The organism is Truepera sp., assembly GCA_032027045.1.
In the GTDB taxonomy this organism is placed as follows: domain Bacteria; phylum Deinococcota; class Deinococci; order Deinococcales; family Trueperaceae; genus JAAYYF01.
In genome coordinates, this window is sequence record JAVSMU010000001.1 from 1,595,820 (window position 1) to 1,616,332 (window position 20,513).

The 20,513-nt window shown below is 69.9% G+C and carries 18 protein-coding genes and 1 tRNA gene; 7 read left to right on the forward strand and 12 right to left on the reverse strand.

Translation table 11 applies throughout. The features are described from left to right. The first annotated feature begins 21 nt into the window (after positions 1-21). On the forward strand, positions 22-1,035 hold the full coding sequence (locus ROY82_07345; GenBank protein ID MDT3682273.1) for a patatin-like phospholipase family protein: 1,014 nt from the start codon (positions 22-24) through the stop codon (positions 1,033-1,035). A gap of 1 nt (position 1,036) precedes the next feature. After that, the gene (gene lepB, locus ROY82_07350) at positions 1,037-1,642 is read left to right on the forward strand and encodes a signal peptidase I (GenBank protein MDT3682274.1); all 606 of its coding nucleotides are present in this window, start codon (positions 1,037-1,039) and stop codon (positions 1,640-1,642) included. 7 nt (positions 1,643-1,649) lie between these two features. On the opposite strand, the gene ROY82_07355 is transcribed toward lepB, so the two are convergent. Then, the gene (locus ROY82_07355) at positions 1,650-2,237 is read right to left on the reverse strand and encodes an HDIG domain-containing protein (GenBank protein MDT3682275.1); all 588 of its coding nucleotides are present in this window, start codon (positions 2,235-2,237) and stop codon (positions 1,650-1,652) included. A 76-nt stretch (positions 2,238-2,313) separates the two neighbouring features. Here ROY82_07355 and pgl point away from each other — a divergent pair, with 76 nt between their 5' ends. After that, positions 2,314-3,051, forward strand: a complete 738-nt coding sequence (gene pgl, locus ROY82_07360; protein MDT3682276.1) for a 6-phosphogluconolactonase — start codon at positions 2,314-2,316, stop codon at positions 3,049-3,051. Here the strand turns inward: pgl and glgP are convergent. Then, on the reverse strand, positions 3,048-5,591 hold the full coding sequence (gene glgP / locus ROY82_07365) for an alpha-glucan family phosphorylase (protein ID MDT3682277.1): 2,544 nt from the start codon (positions 5,589-5,591) through the stop codon (positions 3,048-3,050). The two genes, pgl and glgP, sit on opposite strands and share 4 nt — an antisense overlap. Before the next feature lie 190 nt (positions 5,592-5,781). Here glgP and ROY82_07370 point away from each other — a divergent pair, with 190 nt between their 5' ends. Further along, positions 5,782-6,780, forward strand: coding sequence for a hypothetical protein (locus ROY82_07370; GenBank protein ID MDT3682278.1), 999 nt, complete (start codon positions 5,782-5,784; stop codon positions 6,778-6,780). 7 nt (positions 6,781-6,787) lie between these two features. Here ROY82_07370 and ROY82_07375 read toward each other — a convergent pair whose 3' ends face one another. Then, positions 6,788-7,921 (reverse strand): PEGA domain-containing protein, encoded by a 1,134-nt coding sequence (locus ROY82_07375; protein MDT3682279.1) that lies wholly within the window; start codon positions 7,919-7,921, stop codon positions 6,788-6,790. A 59-nt stretch (positions 7,922-7,980) separates the two neighbouring features. Between ROY82_07375 and ROY82_07380 the strand changes: the two genes are divergently transcribed. Together ROY82_07380 and ROY82_07385 are read left to right on the forward strand one after the other, a co-directional pair. Further along, a complete protein-coding gene (locus ROY82_07380) occupies positions 7,981-8,742 on the forward strand; it encodes a metallophosphoesterase family protein (GenBank protein MDT3682280.1) in 762 nt (253 codons plus the stop codon). Continuing rightward, positions 8,739-9,737: a hypothetical protein gene (locus tag ROY82_07385; GenBank protein MDT3682281.1), complete on the forward strand. Its 999-nt coding sequence runs from the start codon at positions 8,739-8,741 to the stop codon at positions 9,735-9,737. The genes ROY82_07380 and ROY82_07385 overlap by 4 nt, the downstream gene beginning before the upstream one ends. Positions 9,738-9,772: 35 nt before the next feature. Here the strand turns inward: ROY82_07385 and ricT are convergent, their stop codons facing one another. From ricT to ROY82_07400, 3 genes are all read right to left on the reverse strand, one after another. Further along, positions 9,773-10,597 (reverse strand): regulatory iron-sulfur-containing complex subunit RicT, encoded by an 825-nt coding sequence (gene ricT, locus ROY82_07390; GenBank protein ID MDT3682282.1) that lies wholly within the window; start codon positions 10,595-10,597, stop codon positions 9,773-9,775. Between the two features lie 72 nt (positions 10,598-10,669). Continuing rightward, complete coding sequence (locus ROY82_07395; GenBank protein MDT3682283.1) at positions 10,670-11,335, reverse strand: ribonuclease HII; 666 nt, start codon at positions 11,333-11,335, stop codon at positions 10,670-10,672. Further along, positions 11,332-12,492: a HAMP domain-containing sensor histidine kinase gene (locus tag ROY82_07400; GenBank protein ID MDT3682284.1), complete on the reverse strand. Its 1,161-nt coding sequence runs from the start codon at positions 12,490-12,492 to the stop codon at positions 11,332-11,334. The genes ROY82_07395 and ROY82_07400 overlap by 4 nt, the downstream gene beginning before the upstream one ends. 129 nt (positions 12,493-12,621) lie before the next feature. Between ROY82_07400 and ROY82_07405 the strand changes: the two genes are divergently transcribed. After that, a complete protein-coding gene (locus tag ROY82_07405) occupies positions 12,622-15,060 on the forward strand; it encodes a VWA domain-containing protein (GenBank protein MDT3682285.1) in 2,439 nt (812 codons plus the stop codon). Positions 15,061-15,089: 29 nt separating this feature from the next. On the opposite strand, the gene ROY82_07410 is transcribed toward ROY82_07405, so the two are convergent. The 6 genes from ROY82_07410 to ROY82_07435 form a co-directional block, all read right to left on the reverse strand. Further along, on the reverse strand, positions 15,090-16,238 hold the full coding sequence (locus ROY82_07410; GenBank protein ID MDT3682286.1) for a tRNA pseudouridine(13) synthase TruD: 1,149 nt from the start codon (positions 16,236-16,238) through the stop codon (positions 15,090-15,092). Beyond that, on the reverse strand, positions 16,235-16,894 hold the full coding sequence (locus ROY82_07415; GenBank protein ID MDT3682287.1) for an LON peptidase substrate-binding domain-containing protein: 660 nt from the start codon (positions 16,892-16,894) through the stop codon (positions 16,235-16,237). Before ROY82_07415 ends, ROY82_07410 begins: the two co-directional genes overlap by 4 nt. A gap of 108 nt (positions 16,895-17,002) precedes the next feature. Then, positions 17,003-17,078: transfer RNA gene (locus tag ROY82_07420), tRNA-Asp, on the reverse strand. A gap of 35 nt (positions 17,079-17,113) precedes the next feature. Then, a complete protein-coding gene (locus ROY82_07425; GenBank protein MDT3682288.1) occupies positions 17,114-18,136 on the reverse strand; it encodes a hypothetical protein in 1,023 nt (340 codons plus the stop codon). Between the two features lie 32 nt (positions 18,137-18,168). Then, positions 18,169-19,041: a UbiA-like polyprenyltransferase gene (locus ROY82_07430; GenBank protein MDT3682289.1), complete on the reverse strand. Its 873-nt coding sequence runs from the start codon at positions 19,039-19,041 to the stop codon at positions 18,169-18,171. Next, positions 19,038-20,456 carry a DUF512 domain-containing protein gene (locus ROY82_07435; GenBank protein ID MDT3682290.1) on the reverse strand — a complete coding sequence of 473 codons (1,419 nt, stop codon included), beginning with the start codon at positions 20,454-20,456 and terminating at the stop codon, positions 19,038-19,040. Before ROY82_07435 ends, ROY82_07430 begins: the two co-directional genes overlap by 4 nt. Positions 20,457-20,513 lie beyond the last annotated feature (57 nt).

Here is a 20,513-nt window from a genome sequence, read left to right on the forward strand (position 1 = left end):
GGCGCGTGCTAGCATCCGCGTATGGAACGTCCAGGACGTCATATCTCCGTTGGCCTGGTGCTCTCCGGCGGCGGCGCCCGGGGCTTCGCCCACATCGGCGTGCTGCGAGCCCTCGAACGCGCGGGCGCCAAGTTCGACGTGGTGGCCGGCACGTCAATGGGCGCCATACTGGGGGCCATCTATGCCCGCGGCGCGAGCGCGGACGACCTCTACGAGCTGGCCAAGCACACCGCGTGGCGTGACGTCGTGGACCTTTCGCTCAAGACGGCCCTGCTGAAGGGCGACCGCCTCGGGGCCTTCCTTGCCGAGGTGCTGCCGGCCACCTTCGAGGAGCTCGAGCTCCCGCTGGCCGTGGTCGCCACCGACATAGAGTCCGGCGAGGAGGTGGTCATGAGCGATGGCGACCTGGTGAGCGCCGTGCGTGCCTCGGCCTCCTTCCCCGGCGCGTTCGAGCCGGTCCACGTCGGGGGGCGCACCCTGGCGGACGGCGGCATCGTCAACAACCTCCCGGTCAACGCCGCAGGCTGGTTGGGCGCCAACCGCGTCATCGCCTCCGACGTGACGCCGCCGCGCAAGTCCGTCTACCTGTCGCCGGACGAAGACGACAGCAGCTGGTGGGAGCGCATGGTGGCCACCGTCAAGCTGGAGCGCCGCAACCCCATGGCCCAGATGCTCTTCCGCTCCTCCGACATCCAGCAGGCGATCTTGGTCGACATAAACGCCAGCATCCACCCCGCCGACCTCCGCATCCGCATGGCCATGCCGCACTTCCGCGTCGAGTCGTTCTTGAGCTTCGAGGAGATCGTCCTCGAGGGCGAGAGGGCCGCGGAGGCGGCGTTGGAGGCGGCCGGCGGCTGGCCGGCAGTGCTGGAGGCGTACACGCGGGACAGGTCCGCTCGAGCCAGGTCGCAGGCTCAGGGTGTCGATGAGGAGTCCGGGGCGCCTGCCGACTCCAAGGCCCGCTTCGACTCGGGCGTGACGGTCATGAAGAGCACCCTGGCCCGCGTCGTCGGGCGCGGCGCCAAGAAGAGCTAGTTTGACCAAACGACCGATCCTCGCCGTCCTGTTGGGCCTGGCGTTGGGCGTGCTGCTAAGCCAGTTCGCGGTGACACTGATGCGAGTCGACGGGGTGAGCATGCAGCCGACGTTGCAAGACCGCAACGTCGTGGTCGTCCTGCGGCCACAACTCCACCGGCTCCTCGAGGCGCTGGGCGCGGCGCGGGCGGCGTCCGCGGAAGGAACCGTCCTGGTGCTGCTGGACCCGCTGACCGCGCCCCAGCGAAGCGGGACGGCGTGGCGCGATTTCCTCGAGCGCGTCCGTGAGCCCCTACTGGTGAAACGCGTCGTGGCCGGTCCTGGCGAGACGGTGGCGTACCGAGACGGTGAACGGTTCCTGGACGGCTCCCCCGCCCCCGAGCCCTGGTTGCCGCCCGACGAGCGCGGCCACTTCCGGACGGACGCCACGCGCGTGGGCGTTGGGGAGGTGTTCGTGCTTGGCGACGACCGCTTGCCGCTGGCCAGCCGCGACTCGCGTACGTTCGGACCCGTCAGCCTGGCTTCGGTGCGCGGTCAGGTGGTCGCCCGGCTGCGGTGGCCACGTCAAGACGGCACCTGGCTTTGGCCCTTCGCGGCCGTTCGCTGAGGATCGCCTAACTCGCGAGCGAGCCGTCCAGGCCTAATTCACGTGCCCGCGCCTGCATCGCGTTCAGCACGAACTGCATGTGTTCCTCCAGGTCGACGCCCAGTTCTTCCGCGCCCTGCCGCACGTCGTCTCGGTTCACGCCGCGCGCGAAAGCCTTGTCCTTGAGCTTCTTCTTGAGGCTGGAGAGCTTGAGGCCGGCGATGTCCTTGTCGGGCCTCACGAGCACGGCGGCCGTGATCAGCCCCGTCAGCTCGTCGCAAGCGAACAGCACCTTCGCCAGCAGCGACTCACGAGCCACCCCCGTGTAATCGGCGTGGCCGAGTATGGCGTCGAGAACCGGCCCCGGATAGCCGCGTGATTCCAGTTCCCGCACGCCTACCCACGGGTGGCCCTCGCGGCCCCGGTCCGGGTTCGGGTAGCGCTCGTAGTCGAAATCGTGCAAGAGGGCGGCGACGGCCCAGGCGTTCACGTCCTCGCCGTACTTCTCCGCGTAGGCCACGACCGCTGCTTCGACCGCCAACATGTGCTTGCGCAGGCTCTGGGAGGCGGTCCACTCTTCCATGAGGCTCAGGGCATCCTCGCGCGTGTGGGTCATGGGCCGAGTGTAACTAACGCCGGCTGGGCCGTGGCGTCGGCCCGTGCGCTTGGCAATGCCGCGGCTATACTCCGGCATGGCCGAAGCGGAGATCATGCTGGTAGAAGACGTCACCGCCGCCGCTCTTCGCGAAGTGACCCACGGCGTGCTGGAGGGCGTGGCGCAGCGTGGCCGGGCCGCCATAGTGCTGTCCGGGGGCAGCACACCCCTACCGCTTTACGGGCGGCTGGCCGAAACCGAGCTGCCGTGGGAACGCGTGCACGTCTTCTGGGGTGACGAGCGCTTCGTCGAACTCAGCGACGCCAACAGCAACGCCGGCGCGGCCATGAGGGCGCTTCTCGACCGCGTGAGCGTGCCGGAATCGCAGATCCACCCCTGGCCCATCCTGCAGACGCCGGCGGCGTCCGCGGCCGCCTACCACGGGGTGCTGGAACGAGCGCTCGGCCCCGATCCGGTCTTCGACGTGACGCTGCTGGGCCTGGGCGACGACGGTCATACGGCGAGCCTCTTCCCGGGCACCGGCGACGCCCTCCGGACGGAACCGACCTTCGCGACGACGGCCCCGGCAGGCGCCGCCGTACGCGACCGCCTGACGCTGGGAGCGAAGGCCCTTAGCAGTAGCCGCCTGGTCATCTTCCTCGTCACGGGCGCGGCCAAGGTTCCGGCGCTCCGCGCGACCTTCGGTCCGGACGCGCCCGCCTTGCCGCGTGGGGAGCCGCTACCCGCCGCCACCGCGCGCGAGCTGGACGCTCACCCGGCGCGGGCCGTGACGGCCCGGGAACGCCTGCTGCTGATCACCGACCAAGGCTTCTAGTCGGCCGGCTGCGCCCAGCGGATGGCGTGGGCGTCGAACGGGGACGCGAGCAGTTCGTTGCAAGCGAGGACCCTCACGCCGTAGACGAGCCGGCCGCTCAGCTTGGGCTCGAAGCGCGCCTCGTAGCGCCCCGGGGGCTCCCCCGCCACCCGTTCCAGCCGCACGCGCTGCAAGTTCGTCTCGAGCTGGTCTTCCTCCCGGCTGTAGACGACCTCGACGATGACGTCCTTGGGCGCGACCGTCGCCAGGTCCAGCGTCGCGGTCACCGTCACCGCGTCGCCGATGCGCAAGGGCGCCTCAGCCAACGGTAGCGCCTCGAGCCTGACGAGGGGCCACGTGGCCATCAGCCCCTTGCGCCACGCCGCCAACTCCTTGGCGGGCGCGTAGTCGTCCGCGACCAGCTTGGCGCCGCGCTCGCTGGCGGGAGCGTAGTAGCGCTCGACGTACTCCCTCACCATGCGGCCCGCGTTGAACCGTGGTGTCACGCTGGCGATGGCGTCGGCGGCGCGGCGCATCCAACCTGCGGGAACGCCGTCGGCGTCACGCTGGTAGTACAGGGGCACCACCTCGCGTTCGAGCAGGTCGTAGAGCGCGTCGGCGTCCGCCGCGTCGGCCCGGGCGTCGTCCTGGTAACTGCGGCCGGAACCGATGGCCCAACCGTTCTCGCCGTCGAAACCTTCCGGCCACCAGCCGTCGAGGATCGAGAGGTTCAAGACGCCGTTCATGGCGGCCTTCATGCCGCTGGTGCCCGACGCTTCGAGGGGCCGACGCGGGTTGTTGAGCCACACGTCGACGCCGCGGGTCAGGGCGCGACCGATGGCCATGTCGTAGTCCTCGACGAACAGCACGCGGCCCTGGAAGCGCGGGTCGCGCGACAGGTTGTGGATGCGTGCGATGAGCTGCTGACCCTCCTGGTCGGCCGGGTGCGCCTTGCCGGCGAACACCAGCTGCACCGGGCGGTCAGGGTTCCCCATGATGGACGCGAGGCGGTCCATATCGAAGAAGATGAGCGTGGCGCGTTTGTAGCTGGCGAAGCGCCTCGCGAAGCCGATAGTCAACGCTTCGGGGTCGAAGATCGATTCCGAGTCGTGGAGCTGCGTGGGGCTGGCCTCGTGCCGGTCCAGCTGAGCGAGGAGCCGGCGGCGCAAGAACCTGACGCTGCGCCCCTTCAGCGACCGGCGTACCTCCCACAGGCGGCCGGCGGGAACGTCCTTCATCGGGGCCCAGGTCCGCGGATCGTCCATCTTCTCGCGCCAGTCCGGGCCTAGTGTCTCGTTTACCAGTTCGAGGGTCTCGGGCGCGGTCCAGGTGGCAACGTGCACGCCGTTCGTGACGTGGCCGATCGGCACCTCCTCCACCGGCACCTCGGGCCAGAGCCGAGCCCAGATATGGCGGCTCGTCTCGCCGTGCAGGGCGGCGACTCCGTTACGCCCGGAGGAGAAACGGATCGCGAGGGCCGGCATGCTGAACACGGGCCCCCAGCCGAGGTCGACGTTGCCCAGGGCCTGGAAGGTGTCCTGGTCGATCCCGAGCTGCTTCCAGAAGTCACCGAAGCCGTGGGCCACGAGGTCGAAGGAGAACGCATCATTGCCGGCGGCGATGGGCGTGTGCACCGTGAAGAGCGTGTTGGCGGCCACGGCTTCCTTGGCAACGGCGAAATCGAGTCCGGCAGCCACGAGCTCGCGGCAGCGTTCGAGGACCGAGAAGGCGCTGTGGCCCTCGTTCATGTGCCAGGAGGTCGGGCTGACGCCCAGGGCACGCAACATCCGCACGCCGGCCACGCCTAGGATCATCTCCTGCGCCACGCGGGTGCGCTGGTCGCCGCCGTAGAGGCGGGCGAGGAGCTTCCTGTCTTCGGGATCGTTGCCGTCTACGTCGACGTCGAGGAGCACGACGCGGACCTTTCCGGCACGCGCCTCCCAGGCCTGCACGGCGACGTCGCGGCCGAAGACCCGCACCGTGACGGCCGCCCTCTCACCGCCCGGCGTCATGGCCGCAACGAAGGGAAGCTCCGTGGGGCTCGAGCGGACGTAGACCGCCTCCTGGCGCCCGTCGGGACCGACGCGTTGGTGGAAGTACCCTTCCGGGTAGTAAAGGCCCACGGCCACGAGGGGCACCCCGAGGTCCGAGGCGGCCTTGGTGTGATCCCCGGCGAGAACCCCGAGCCCGCCCGAGTAGAGCGCTATCGCCTCGGTCCAGCCGTACTCGGCGCACAGGTAGGCGTAGACGTGTTGCTTGCCTATGGCGTCGTCGAACCAGGTGGCGCGGGCGAGGTAGGCATCGTAGCGACCCATCACCGCCTCGTACTCGCCCAGGAAGTCGGGGTCGCGGGCTGCGGCGTCGAGCCGCTCCTGCTTCACGTCACGCAAGATGGCGACGGGGTTGTGGCGCCGCGCTTCCCATAGGTTGCGATCTAGCTGGCGGAAGAGCCGCCTGGCGTCGGGTTGCCAGGACCAGTACAGGTCGTGGGCCAACTCGTCGAGCCGTTTCAGTGGGCCGGGTAGTTTAGGGAGAACCGTAAGTTTGCCAAGTGAGTTCATAGGGAGTGAGTCTCGTTTCAGGGTGTAGGGCGCCGGGCGGGGCGCGGGAAGTGGCGATTCCAGACCGCCCGGAAGTGTACCACCCTGCCGTCGCGCCCCCAGCGTCCGGCCGCGGCGGGTAGCTGAGGGGGTCCCTTCCGCCTGGCAAGCACCCCGTACCCCCGGGGCCGCGCCGGGTAACCTGGAGAGCATGGCCGGATTCGACGCCAAGCGCCAAGTCGTGTTCATCCTCTGCGCCGCCTCGGCATGGTCTTTCGCATTCGCTCAGAACGTGCGCCTGGAGTTGGGCGCGTTGGCGCCCACCAGCGCCGAGGTCGTGCCCGCGTTCGGCGTGGTCTTCGAGAAGGTCAAGGTCGACGGTGGGACGCTCACGCTGGACCTGCGTTACGCCGGCGAGCCCCGCCTGGGGGTCGGGCTGAGCACCAGCCGCGCGTTCGGGCCGCTGGGCAACGTCGTGATCGACGGTTGGGGCGCACTGCGAACCGGCGGCGCCGCCGAGGGGCGCGTGGGGGCGCGTGGGGTGTTGGGCCCGGTCGCACTGCGCCTGACGCTCCTGGGGTTCACGGACGAACCGTCGGCCTTCCGGCCGGAAGCGCTGGCCTCGGCCGAACGCCCGCTACTGCGCCGCCCCGCGCTCGGGGTGCAGGCAGGCATCGTCACCCGCTTGAGCCGCAACGTGATCCTGGAGGCGGAGCCTGAGGTCTACCTGGCGGGTGGCGTGGCGTTGCGGGGCGAGGCGCGCCTGCGCCTCTTGCAGGCCCTGGGAGAGAACGAGCTGAGCGCCATGGCGTTGGTGTATTCCCCTCCCGGGCTTGGGGCGCTGGACGCCGCGCTTGGCGTTGGCCTCACGCTCCCCCGCGGGCGGGCGCCGGACTGGAGCTTCGCGGCTCTGCTGGGTGCGTCGCCGGCCGGGGTCGCGGTGGGCGCTCGCGCGTCGCTGGCCGAGGACTTCGGTAGCGTCCGGCTCGGCCTCGACGCTGCGTTCGAGCCGTACCGTCTGGACGTGGCGCCCCTGCGAGCCAGCGTAACGGCCACCGCCCCCGCCGCCGCGGCCTTGGGCGGCGGCACGTGGGAACTCAGCGCGCGACTCGCGAGCGACGTCGGGCAGAGCAGCCCGTTCCGCGCAGCGGCCCCCACGGCCTACTCGGCCGCGGTGACGCTCGTGGTGCCCTATTCTCCCGGTCGGTGAGGCGCTTCTAGCGGTCAGACGCCGGCGGCACGAGCGGCGCAAGCTCTCCCGTCTCCAGGTCCAAGCGGTATGCGCCATGCTCCGGCACCGCGCGCAAGTAGGTGCGCGAGGTGTGCGCCCCGCGGAGTTCGAAGTTGCGCAGCCCGGGCTTGATCCCTTCCGCGAACGCCCCGGGTTGCAAGACGCCATCCACGTACACGAGGACCTCGCGCCGCTCTTCCCAGAACACGAGCGGGTCGGCGGCGGGGGTCAGCTCGCGGTCCACTCGGCTCACGCGGTAGTTGCGCACGAGCACGTCGAGGACCTCGCTGTGAAAGCCCTCGCGTATTAGCGTTACGCGGTGCGTGCCGGGCAGGGCCGCGAGGGTCACTGGACTCGTGCCGCTAGCCACTCCGTCGAGCAGCACGCGCGCCCGCGGCACCACCACGACCTGGATGCTGCCGCCCGAGATGGCCGTGAGCACCACGTGCACGAAGGCGGTATCGGCCTTGCGCAGCTCCACCATGCGCACGTCGGGGAGGAAGCCCTCCTTGCGGACCTCCAGTTGGTAGCGGCCGGGCGCCACCATGGCGACGTCCAAGTGAGACGTTCGGCCGAGCGCCACCCCGTCGAGGAACACCTGGGCGTCACTCGGCTCGCTCGACACGAAAACGCCGGCGTCGCCCTTGAGCAGTTCGAGGCGAGCGCTGGTGAAGCCGGCGACGGCCGCCGCCAGCTCCTTCACCGTCGGCTGCATATCGCTCGGCTCGAGCGGCAGGCTGATGAGGTCACTGCTGCGATCGCGCTCGGCGTCCACGACGATCAGGTTGATGCCGTAGGCGTCACCGGCGCCGTAGGTGACCCTCGAGATCTCCCCGCTGACGGCGTACCGGGCCTGGTCGAGTTCGGCGATGAGGGTCGCGAACTCGGGCTCGAGGCTGCCGGCGATGCCCGGGGTGATCAGCTCGCCGCCACGCACCTCGAGCCCCGTAGCGGTACCGACGGCCGAGCGGAAGGCCGACATGAAAGATTGCACTATCTCGTCGCTTACACCGCCGCGGGTGCCGAAGGTGGGCACCGAAACTTGCGCCTGGGCGAGACTCACGAGCAGCAAGACGAGGCCCGCCCAGCCGAAACGGGCGCGTAGGAAGCGGTGGCGCATCGACCAAGTATAGCCGCTCCCACAGCCGCTCCACCTAGGGGCTTGGTATCGTTGCCCTCATGCGTTACCTGGTGCTGAGCGACGTCCACGCCAACCTCCCGGCCCTGGAGGCCGTGTTGGAGCACGCCAAGAAGCTCGGCTTCGACGCCACCATGTTCCTGGGCGACGCCGTCGGCTACTACCCGTGCGCGGAGGAGGCGGTGCAACTCATCATCGGCCTGAACCCGGTGGTCCGCATCCTTGGCAATCACGACTCCGCGCTGCTCGAACTCGCCGCGGGCGAACAGGGCGACCGTTGGGCCGCCGGTCTGGTCATGAACGTGCTGGAGCGCCAGCTCGTCACGCTCAGCGGCGACTCCCTCCGCTTCCTCCACAGCCTCGAACCGCGCCAAGTCATCGACGGCTTCGAGGCCGCGCATGGCGCCTTGACGCACGCTTGGGACTACCTCTCCACAGTCAACAGCGCCCAGACGAACATGAGTCTCATGGCCGAGAGGGTCTTGTTCGTCGGCCACACGCACGTGCCGAAGGTGTTCGCGCGGGTGGCGAACGGCTCACAGGAACTCTTTCGCACCGTGTCGTTCCGGGAGCCGTCTGGCTCCACCTACCGGGTGCCGCCCCTGGCCACGGTCATCGCCAACCCGGGCGCCGTCGGGCAGCCACGCGACCAGATTCCGCTTGCGTCGTACTTCATGTACGACGCCGCCGATCACGTGATCACGCACCACCGGGTCGCGTACGACGTCAAGTCGGTGCAGGCGCAAGTGGTGGCGGCGGGGTACCCCGAGATGCTCGCCGCGCGCCTCGAAACGGGCAGGTGACGGCGGCGCCCCCCGCGGCCCTCGAGGCACCGGCGGCCCTCCTGGGTCCCGTGGGTCAGGAGCCCGCCCTGGCCGAGTTGCGGCACTTGTTCAGCGCTGAGGGTGGTCCGCGAACGCTGCTCTTCGCCGGCCCGGAAGAGGTCGGCCGGCGCCTGGCCGCCCGCTGGCTCTTCGCGCTGCTCAACTGCCTCGCTCCGGGGCCCGCCGAGCGACCCTGCGGCGAGTGTGAGAGCTGCCACTTGACCCTGTTGAACGCGCACCCCGACCTCAAGGTGGTGACACCGGCACTTACCACCGACACCGGGCGCGCGAAACGGAACCTCGAGATCCGCATAGACCAGCTGGTGGCCCGCGAACGCGGCGACCCCGAGCCCCTCGTTCCCTGGCTGAGGACGCGGCCGCGCTACCGGGCGCGCGTCGGCGTGGTGGATCACGCCGACACCATGAACGCGCCGGCCGCGAACTCGTTCCTCAAGGCGCTCGAGGAGCCGCCCCCCTGGGCCGTGATCGTGTTGGTGGCGCCTGGGCCGGACGCGCTACTCCCGACCGTGGCCTCGCGCTGCGTGACCGTGCGCTTCGCCGCGGTGGACGTAGTCGCCTTGCAGGGGAGCGGCGGCCTGCCGGTGCTCACGCCCGAGCTGGTCGGTCACCCGGCCATCAGGCTCGGCCAACCGGGTGCGCTGGTCAAGGCCTTTGATGCCGCCGATGAGACCGCGACCGCCAAGAACGCCGCCGAGGATTTCCTGGACGCGGTGGCGGGCGATCTGCTGGAGGCTCTGCTCGGAGCCGAGGCGCTGGCAAAGGCGCTGAGCGTGACCACCGAAGCGAGCACGGGGCCACTCGGCTGGCTGCGCGAGATGCTCCGCCGGCGCGACGTCGTCCGCTACGCCGCGGCGCTGGACGCCGTCGATCGCTGCGAGCGCGCCATGGCCGCCTACTCGCAGGTGTCGTTGGCCTGCGCGGTGCTCGCCCTCGAGTTGCGCCGCATAGGTTAGGCGCGCCTGGGCCGGACCTGCTGGTTGCCCGCGGCCTAGTCGCTCACTTGCGACCCGTCGTCACGGCCGCCTCGCACCCGGCTCAACTCCGAGGCCGGGTACTCCGCCATGCCGCCCTCATCGGTCCGCAGTTCGACCGTGCCGCGGAGGGGGTTCACCTTGACCACGCGACCGCAGGTGCCGCTGCCGTCATGGCACGCCTTGGCGCCCTTGCGGGGCATGCCCTTGAGCAGCTCGCGGTACATCTCGTGCTCGAACTGCAAGCAGCACATCAGGCGGCCGCATGGGCCGCTGATCTTCTCGGGGTTGAGGGGCAGCTGTTGATCGCGCGCCATGCGGATGCTCACGGCGTTGAAGCTCTGCAGCCACGTGCTCGAGCACGTGCCGTCACCGCAAACGCCGAGCGCGCCCAGCATCCGCGCCTGGTCGCGCGGACCGATGTTGACGAACTCGATCCGCGCCTCGGTGTGAGCCACCAGTTCCTGCGCCAGCACGCGCAGCGGCGCCTGCTTCTCGCTCGTGTAGCTGACGACGAGCAGCGACTCGTCGATGTTGAACTCGAGCGCGACGACCTTGACGTCAGCGTCGGCCTGCCTCGCTCGAGCCTTGAGGAGCCACTTCAGTTCCTCCGCCTTGGCCCTAAGCTCACCGTAGCGCGCGACGTCGTCTTCTTGCGCGTCGCGCACGTAATGTCCGTGGGGCTTGGCCACCTCGCGCACGGGCGTGCGCACCAGGGCCATCTCGAGACCACGCCGCGTGCTGACCACGCACCGCGTGCCGAGGCCGGGGGCGGATGGGGGCGCCTCCATGTAATGAATGGTCGGGCCGTTGTCGAACTTCACACCGATGCACTCGGGCATGTTTCTGGACTCCTTCGGGTGGTGCTCCCGCGAAGCGGCCGGCTCGCGGTCCGGGCGGGGTCGGGCGGTCCACTAAGGGTTGCAGCATTCTACGGCTCGGGCGTGGGTCGGCCGGTCGCCCTGTTGCACCGCACGGGCAACCGGGCCGAAGCTCCTGCGGTGTTCGGGGCAGGGCCCGAGCCTGGCGAGGGCCCGCAGGTGCTCCTTCACGCCGTAGCCCTTGTGCCTTTCCAGGCCGTAACCCGGGTGGTCCACGGCCAGCCGCGCCATGTGCGCGTCACGAACCGTCTTGGCCAGCACGCTCGCCGCCGCCACCTGGAAGCTGCGCGCGTCGGCCGCAGCCACGGCAAGTTCGGGTAACTGCAGACCGAGGCGCAGGTAGTCAGTCACGAGGCCGTCGGGCCGGGGGTCGAGGGCCTCGAGGGCGCGCCGCGCCGCGAGCTTCGTGGCCACCAGGACGTTGAGCGCATCGACCTCGGCGGCGCTGGCGAAGCCGACGGCGAACGCCACCGCCTCTGCCCGCAGCCGTTCGGCGAGTTCCCGCCTACGGGGGGCTGAGAGCGTCTTGGAGTCACGGTAGGGAAGCGCCTCCCCGCCCCTGCGGAGGATGACCGCCGCGGCGACGACGGGGCCGCAGAGCGCCCCTCGGCCCGCCTCGTCCACGCCGGCCACCAGGCGAGAGCCTTGCCGCCAGAGTTCCTCCTCCAACGACCAGTCGGGGGCCTCGAGCCGGCTCAAGCGCCGGCTGGGATGACGTCCGCTACTTGCGCGGGCAGCGTGAAGTAGAAGGTGCTTCCGCGGCCGATCTTGGACTCCACCCAGATGCGGCCGCCATGTTTCTCGACCGCCAACTTGCAGAAGGTGAGGCCCATGCCGCTGTCGTAGCGGTCGTGGATGGTGTGTCTGGACTGCTCGAAGGCGTTGAAGATGCGCTTCTGGTCGCTTTCGGGGATGCCTTCGCCATCGTCTCTCACGCTCAAGACGGCGTTGTCGTCCTTGACCCACGCGCGGAAGTCGATGTAGCCGCCGCGCCGCGTGTGCTTGATGGCGTTTGCCATGAGGTTGGCCAATATGCGCCTGAGGAGCTTCGGGTCGCCGATCACACGCTCGGCCTCGGGCCGCACGAGGAAGCCGAAGTGTCTGTCCCGGGGGCCGCCGCTCACGTCGCCGAGCGCCGCCTTCGCCAGCTCCGTGAGGCTGGGGATGGTCTCGGGGTGATACGGCATGTGCCCCTCCTTCATGCGCCTGACGTCGAGGATGTTGGCGGCCAGGTTGAGGAGGTGCTGCGATTCGCTTCGGGCCAGGCTCAGGAGATCCTCTACGGTGGCGTCGCCGCCCTGCCCGCTCAGCATCTCGAGGCTGTGGTCGAGCAGCCCCATGACGCTGGAGATCGGGCTCTTCAGGTCGTGCACGAGCATATGGATGAGGTCGTCCTTCATCCTTTCGCTCTCCTTGTAAGCCTGCTCGAAGCGCCGGGCCTCCTCGAAGGCCTTGCGCATGGCGCTCTCCGCACGCCTACGTTCGAGGAGCCTGGAGAGGTGCGCCTTGACCACCGACTGGCGCGTGGGAAGCGTGATGTAGGCGTCCGCGCCAACCTCGACGACCCGCGTCTGGAGTTCGGCGTTAGGCGGACCCAGGTAGACGAACGGGATCTCCTCGAAGCCCTTGCGCCGCCTCAAGATCGTCACGAGCTCAAGGTTCGGCACCCGCTCCGTTAGTCCATGGTCGAGGATCAGGGCGCTGGGTACGTTCTCGCCGCGTGTGTCGTACAGGAGCTGTTCGACGTCGGTGTAGACGCGCCCGGCCAGGCCGACTTCCTCGACCACCGACAAGAAACCGGTGGCACGTTCCTCCGTGAGGGTGGCGATGAGCGCCCAGTTGGCGGCCTCGGACATCGGCTCAGCTTATCAGTGATACCGGTGCCACACGACGTGAATTCCATCCGACCGGCCGCTGCCCATGGCGCTTGGGCGGCCGCCTAGCCGCTACCGGGGGGCGCACCTGGCGCTGCTAGCATGCGCGCAGTGAGCGAGCCTGCCATGAACCTACTGGGCCTGCACCTGGGCCATCCCTGGTTGTTGCTGGCGGCCCTCCCACTGCTGGCGTTCGCGTACCTCACGCGCCGAGGCGGCTGGTGGCTTCGCGGGCTGTCGTTCGCGGCCTTGGTGGTCGCCCTGGCCCAGCCCTGGTGGGTCACGCCCGGGGGCCGGCTGGCGGTACTGGTCGACGTATCGGATTCCGTGGCCGGCAACGCCCTCGCGCAAGCGCGCCAACTGGATCTGGCCGCCCTCGGGCCCAGCGCCCAGGTAGCGTACGTCGCCACCGATACGACCTTCGTAGACGACCTTCGGGCGCGGGTGCCGCGGGGCACGGCCACCGATTCCACCGACCTCGCGCGAGCTCTGCAGGTGGCCGTGGCCAACGGCGCGTCGCGCATCCTGCTGGTGTCCGACGGCGTCACCCCCGAGGACGCTCTGCTCGCCAGCCTCCCCGCCATCCCGGTGGACGTCGTGCCCGTGCGCTCGGCGGAAGACGTCCGCGTCGTCCAGCTGCTGCTCCCCCAGCGGGCGGCGCCCGGGCAGCGCTTGCAGGGCACGGTCATCGTGCGCTCCGACAGGGCCACGCCGGCAACGCTTCGGGTGAGCGTCGGCGGCACCCTTGGCGAGGAACGTCAACTCGACCTGACGGAGGGCGAGAGCGCGGTCACCTTCGAGTTCGGCGTGCCCGGCACCAACTCGGGGGGCGCCGTCAGCGTGGGCGTCGACCTGGCGGTGCCGTTCGAGCAGCCCCGCGCGAACGATTCCGCGGACGGCCTCGTGACGGTGGAGACCAGGCCGCCGGTACTCGTCCTCGACGACCCGGCGGCGGCGCGGCTGCTGCGGCTACAGGGGTTCGACGTGGTGGAGGGCGGGCCCGACAAGCTCGCGTTCCCGCTCGCTTACAGCGCGGTGGTGCTGCGCGGCTCGTCCAGCCGGTTCACCACGACGCAGTTGGACCTCCTCGCCCGCTACGTGCGTGACGGGGGCGGGTTGCTCATGACCGGCAGCCCCGAGTCGTTCGGTTTCGGCGGTTGGTACCGCACCGCCGTCGAGGACGTGCTCCCGGTAACCACCGACTTGCGCACGGAAGTCGCACTGCCGTTGGTTGCGATGGTGATGGTCATCGACAGGTCGCAGTCGATGGCCAGCGGGCGTCCGTCCCGGCTCGACCTCGCCAAGGAGGGCGCCGCACAGGTGGTAGACCTGGCCTACGACCAGGACCTGCTGGGCCTCATCGCGTTCAGCGACGGGCCCGGCACACGCTGGGTCTTCCAACTCAGGCCCGCCACCGAGCGCGGCAAGCGCGAGATGGCCGCCGGCATCTACGCGCTCGACACGGGCGGCGGCACCGTGCTGGAGCCCGCCTACCGCCAGGCGCTCGACGCCCTCGAGGGAGTGGACGCCGCCGTGAAACACGTGATCATCCTCTCGGACGGTCAGCTCTACGACCAGAGTCCCTTCGGCGGCGGCGGCACCGATTTCGGGGCCATGGCCCAGGAGGGCCTCGCTGCCGGCATCACCACCTCGACCATCGCGATAGGAGAGTCCGCCGACTTCGAGCGGCTCTCGGCCATCGCAGTGGCGGGTGGCGGGCGCTACTACGCGGCGCTCGACGCCAGCGGCCTGCCGCGCATCTTCACCAACGAGGCGCTCACGGCCACCCGCGCCCTGCTGATAGACGAGCCCACGGTGCCCAAGCCCAGACCCAACCCGCTGTACGACTTCCCGGCCGACCTGCCGCCCATCTCGGCGTACGTTGCCACGAGCCTCAAGTCGGACGCGCAGCTCCTCCTCTCGGGCGTCGACGACGAGCCCATCTTGGCTACGTATCGGTCCGGCCTCGGGCGCACCGCGGCGCTCACCACGGACCTCAACGCCTGGACCGGCGCGCTGGGCTCTTGGCCCGACCTGCCCGGCGCTTTCGGCACCATCGTCCGGTGGCTCCAGGCGCGCCCCGACGGCATGGCGGCAAGTGCCGTGCGCGACGGCAACTTCGTCAGGGTCACGCTCGACGCGGTGCGCGACGGCGAGTACCTCAACGACCTGCAGCCCACGGCCCGCTTCGGCACGAACAGCGCGTCCTTGGAGCAGGTCGCTCCCGGGCGCTACCAGGGGCTGGTGCCCTGGCGCGGGACGGCGGGCTCGGACGTGGTCGTCTCCGTCGGCAGCGAGCTAGTGTCGAGGGCGCGCGTCAGCGGGCCGGACCCCGAGTACGCCAACGTGGACGGCGCCAGACTACTCACCAGCGTGGCGGAGCGCACGGGTGGCTCCGTGGTCAATCCAGAGACCTACCAGCCGGTCCTCGGCACCGTGAGGCGAGCCGTGTGGCAGTGGCCGCTGGGGGCGGCGGTGGCGCTCTTCACGGCCGAGCTGCTACTGCGGCGTAGGCGGGTCTGGGTGGCCGGTAGAGCGCACGGCCCCTGATTGGCCGTAACCTCGACCGGGCGTCCTGTTCAACCGGCGTCGTCGTCGGCCTCGGAGCCCTGGCCGGCGGGCTCGAACGGCGCGTCCACGTCGACCTTCATCACCTCTCGCAGCACCGCCGTAGCGTAGGCGCCCTTGGGCAGGTCGAAGCCCACCTCGAGAGCGTCACCGCGCAGGCCGACCGTTTCGTTGCCGAGCAGCACGCGCGTCGCGCGGCGGTCCCCGCGGCGAGCGCCGAACTGCGACCACCTGAGCCCGTAGCGCTCCAAGATGAGCGCCTCCACCTCGCCGGCGCGGCCCGTGCCGGGCTTCACCTTGCGGCCGTGCAGTGGCAGCGTGGCGCTGATCTCCAGTCGCTCGGCCCTGGGCGCCTCCGCCTCGGCATCGGTGACCAAGAAGGTGCCGCCCGTGTCGTGTTTTCGCGCCCAGTCCCCGTCGACGACCGTCCGGTACCAGCCGCGCTCGACCCTCTCGGCCAACACGGCGTTGAAGAGGAGCGACTGGAGCGCCGAGACGAAGAAGCGCTTCAAGTGGTGCCCGCCCGGTACGCTCTCACCAAGGACCACCTTGAGGCCGTCGTAGGCGTTGGCGCCGAAGCGTCCGAAGCGTTGCGGGCCGAACCAGTTCGGCGAGCCCCGCTCGGCCAGCGCCGCGAGGACGGCCGCTGCCCGCGTGTCCGCCCCGGGGCCGACACCCTGGATGGTTATCTCGAACCGGTTACCCTGCAGGTGCCCGATGCCCAGCTTGTTGCGGTGGTAGCTCTCCTCGAGGATGCGCACCCCCGGTAGCGCCGCCAGTTCCGCCACGGCCTCGGGGTAACGCTTCGGCAGCGACAGCCACTGCACCGTCACCGCGGCCTTGTCCTTCAACCCCGCTACGCCGATGGCGTTCTGCTCGACCCCGCCCCGCTGGAGGGCGGAGACGAGGTCGCGGGTGGTGAGCCCCCGCTTCTCGACCAGCAGGTAGCGGTGAGAGCCGCTACCTTCGGGCAGGTAGGCCGGCAACTCGGTCACGAGGAAGTCCTCGGGCGTGGTGCGGATGACGCCGCCGCTGCCCGCAAGGTCGGCCGTCACCAGCGGCACGGAATCCCAGGTGAAGGTGAATCGTTCGCGCTTGTCGTCTACCCTGCGGTCATCCGCGCCGGCCCGCCATGCCGGCTCGCCTTGACCGTCGGTCACGCCCTTCCCCGCTTGCCACGACCGCGGCGCTGCATCCGCTCGAGCATCATCCCCCTCGCCAGCTCGAACCGTTCACGCAAGGAGTCCGCCTCCAGCAGCGTCTGCTTCGCGGAGGTCGGCACCAAGATGTTGGCGCAGACGAACGATGCCTGGTAGAAGGGGTCTTCCGGGACGTGCTTGTCTATCTCCTTGCCCGCCTCGCCGCTGAAGCGGGTGCCGGCGTAGGCGCGGAAGGTATCGAGGGCGTCCCACGCCGCGATGGCCTCCTCGTTCGGGTCGCCGCGGTATAGCGGCGCGGGGCGCTCCTCGGCGTAGCTCAGGGGCCTACTGCCGCCGGTGCGTTCGTCTACCTCGACTACCGTCTCGACCTGGACGCGCGTACGCTCCTGGCCGTGAACGAGCAGGTCGAAGGTGCCGTCGGGGTTCTCCTCAGCCGAGAGCACGTGGACGACCGTGCCGTAGCCCGCCATCCGCGGCGCCAGGTCGCTGATCGAGGGCCGCTCCTCGGCGTAGGCGATGATGAAACGCTTCGGCTCGTCCTCCTGCGCCAGCACTTCCCTGACGAGCCGCTTGTAGCGCTCCTCGTGGGCGTGCAGGGGGACGGTCATGCCTGGGAAGACGACGACGTCCAGTGGGAAGACGGGCAACGTGCTCATGCCTGAACGGTACCAGTTGAGGGCGACGGTGAGTGACGCGCAAGGTGCTGGGGCGGGCCGTGGGGCAGGTGATGGGGCCCGGCGCCGTCCCCGGCGCGGGGCCCCGGTTGGCGGAGCCGACGGGATTTGAACCCGCGACCTTCTGCGTGACAGGCAGATATGCTAACCGCTACACTACGGCTCCACGCGAGGCGAGTGTACGTGAGGCACGAACCCGGGTCAAGCCGCCGCAAGCGCTCCGGGCCGCCGCCCGACACCGAAGATCGCGCCCCCGGTAACGATGAGCAACCCCGCAGCCAACCCGATCCAGGGCCACGTGGCCCGGCGGGCGATGAAGGCGACGAGGGCGGTGAACGCCTCGGGGTTCTTCCACAACGACTTGGCTGCGAACACCAGCAGTGGCTGGCGTGCCAGCAACGCCTTACCCCCGCGGCGGGCCGCCAGCCTCAAGCCCGGCGCGCCGCGCACCAGGGCCTTGGAGTACAGCTCGGCGTCCGCCAGCCGGGTGGCCGACTTGCCGCCCCACTTGAGGCCCAGCAGGGGGCTTCGAACCTCATCCACGTAGCGCACCAGCGCGGCGAGTTCGTCCGCATCGTCGGCGTAAGCCAAGACCTTGGTGGCGCGCGCCGGTCCGACCTTGAGGCTGATGCGCCCGGCGTCCGTGAGCATGCCGCCGAGTGGCTTCCAGGCACGCTGGCGCACGAGCCTGACGACGCTCTTCGCCAGGCGCTCGCCCAGCGACCCGACGCGCCGCGCCGCCTTGAGCAGGGCCACGCCCGCGTCGACCTGGGGCGTGAAGGTCAGTGCTATGCCGGCCGCCGATAGGGCCGCCAGCACCTCGTCGGTCTCCTCGCCGCGCAGCCACGCCACGCCTTGCCGCGTGAGGTCGCGCACGTCGCCGAAGACCACCACGTCGCTGGCGACGGCGCACGTGATGCCGTAAGCGTCGTCGCCCACGCCGGTCCAGACGCCGCTCAGGCAGCGGCCCAGCCTGGCGCCGAGGTGGTCGAAGCCTTGCCGGGCGTTCGCCAACTCGTCGACGCAGCCGCCCGCCTCGGCCAGTTCCATGGCCACCGTCAGCTCGCCCGCGCGGGTTGCGCGTTCCGCCTCGGCGCAGTAGGGGTATGGCGGCAGGGCCTCGATGTACGGCCCTTCCAGGGCGATCCACGCCTTGGCGCCCACCAGGGCCAGGGCGATCACGATCAACGCCGATCCGATCAGGCGGCGAAAGAAGCGCCTCATGCCTTAGCTCGAAGGGCCGCCATCGACCACCGTCACCAGGCCAGCCCAAGGACGATCCCCAGCAACATGACGGGGCCCACCACCATGTTCACGTTGAACGCCGCCAGCACGGCCCCGACGTCATGGCGCGCGAGCGCTACGTGCTCGCCGAGGAGCACGCAGGCGGTAAGCCCGAGCGCCGCCCAGTACCCGGCGCCAAGCGGCGCGAAGAGAGGCACCGCCGCCAACGCGAGCACCGTGACGACGTGGGCGCCGGCCGCGGCGCGCAGCGCTGCCGGGACCCCGAAGCGCGCGGGGACGCTATGCACGCCGTTGCGCAGATCGAATTCGAGGTCGAGGACGCCGTAGACCACGTCGAAACCGCCGATCCAAGCAGCAACGCCGAGCCACAGCAGCCAGGCCACGGCCGTGAACTGGCCGCTCACGGCTATGTACCCGCCCGCGGCGGCCGCGCCGATGGTGACGCCGAGCCAGAGGTGGCAGGCCCACGTGAAGCGCTTGGTGTACGGGTAGGCGATCAAGAAGGCCACGGCCACGGGAAGCAGAACCAAGGTCAGCCGGTTGAGGAGGGCAGCGGCCACCGCCAACAGGGCGAGGCTCACGAGCGTTACGACCCAGGCGTCGCGTTCGGTCAGTTTCCCCGTTGGGATCTCACGGCCAGCCGTTCGTGGGTTCAGCGCGTCGAGCCGGGCGTCGATGCCGCGGTTGGCGGCCATGGCCGCGGTGCGTGCGCCGATCATGGCGAGGGTGACCAGGCCGAACGCTCTCCAGCCCGGCCAGCCACCGGCGGCCAGGAGCATGCCCCCGTACGCGAACGGCAGCGCGAAGAGCGTGTGTTCGAACTTGACGAACGACAGTAGCGTCGCCAGCGCCGAGCGCGACTTCGTGGCGAGAGGCGCGGTCAATGCTGTTTGGCGGCTTCCTTGATGGCGTGAGTGGAGAAGCCGATGCTCGGCAGGTGATCATGGACCTCGCCCGTGAGGATGGTCTCCACGAGCTCGGCGAGGTTCGTGCCGCCGATGGCCACGCGCATGCCCAACTCGTCTTGCACCTCGCTTCGGGTGCGGTCGTCGAGCATGGTCTCGGTGCCGTACTTGAACATGTTCGGTGACAAGAGAAGCAGGTCGGCCTCCCCCTTCTGCACTCCTGCGATGATGTCGCGGCCGGCCAGGAGCCCCGCCACCGTGGTGACCTCGCCGAAGGTGCGGTTGGTGATGGCCCGCACCTCGAGCTCCAGACCCTCCACGCTCGCAAGGGGCGCCAGCGCCTCGCTAAGCACCGGCGCGAACAGGCGCCCGGTGGCCAGGAGCACGCGGCGCGGTCGTTCCAACCGTTCGGGCGGTTCTACGGCCATGCCCCGCGCCAGGAAATCACGGACCATCCCAACGCCGTTCTCGAGCATCGCGTAGCCCTCGTAGGCCTCGTCCTCGGGCAGTGGCAGGCCGGCGCGGATGTAGAACTCGTCGGAGGCGAACACGAAGCGGGTGCCGCGCTCCGCCAGCATGCGCTCCTGAAAGCGCTGGACGCGCTCGATCACGTCGGCGGCCTGCTCCGGCGTGTACGGCGCCAGGTCGGTGAGATGGCCGCGGTGGCCGGTGAGGCCGACGGGCACGGTGGCCGCCGCGAGGACGTTGGGCCGCGAGGCGAGGTACGACAGCGTCTCGTCCAGGTCGTCGCCGTCGTTGCGGCCCGGCAACAGCACCATCTGGGTGTACAGCTCGATGCTCTCCAGTCGTTCGATCATGCCGCGGACGCTGACGGCCTCCTCGAGCGGCACCTTGTTGGGCCACCAGTTCATCAGCTCGGCCCGCTTCTGCTCGTTGGCGGTGTGCACGCTGACGTAGAGCGGGCTCAGGTTCTCGTCCAAGATGCGCCTCACGTCCTCCTCGCGGAGGTTGGTGAGGGTCACGAAGGAGCCGTAGAGGAACGAGGTGCGAAAGTCGTCGTCCATGATGTAGAGGCTCTTGCGCATCCCCTTGGGCATCTGGTGGATGTAGCAGAAGTCGCAGTGGTTGGCGCACAGCCTGATGCCGTCGAAGATGACGTCGTCGAACTCGAGCCCCGGCTCCTCCCAACCGACCCTGAAGACGGCTTCCTTGCCGCTGGTCGGCTCCCGAAGTTCGAGGGCGGCGTCGCCGCCTTCCAGTTCACGCCGGTACGCGAGGATGTCGGGGATCGGCTTGCCGTTCACCTTGTGAAGCTCCCAGCCCTCGCGTACTCCGGCCACAGCGGCCGGCGAACCGGCCGCCACGCCCCGCACGCGAGCGGGGGTGATCTCGACGGGCCGGGGATCTTTGCGGCTAAGGATGACTCGGGGCATGACGGAGCACTTTAGCAGACGGAGCGGGCGTCAGCCGTGGCCGGCCCGACCGACCCC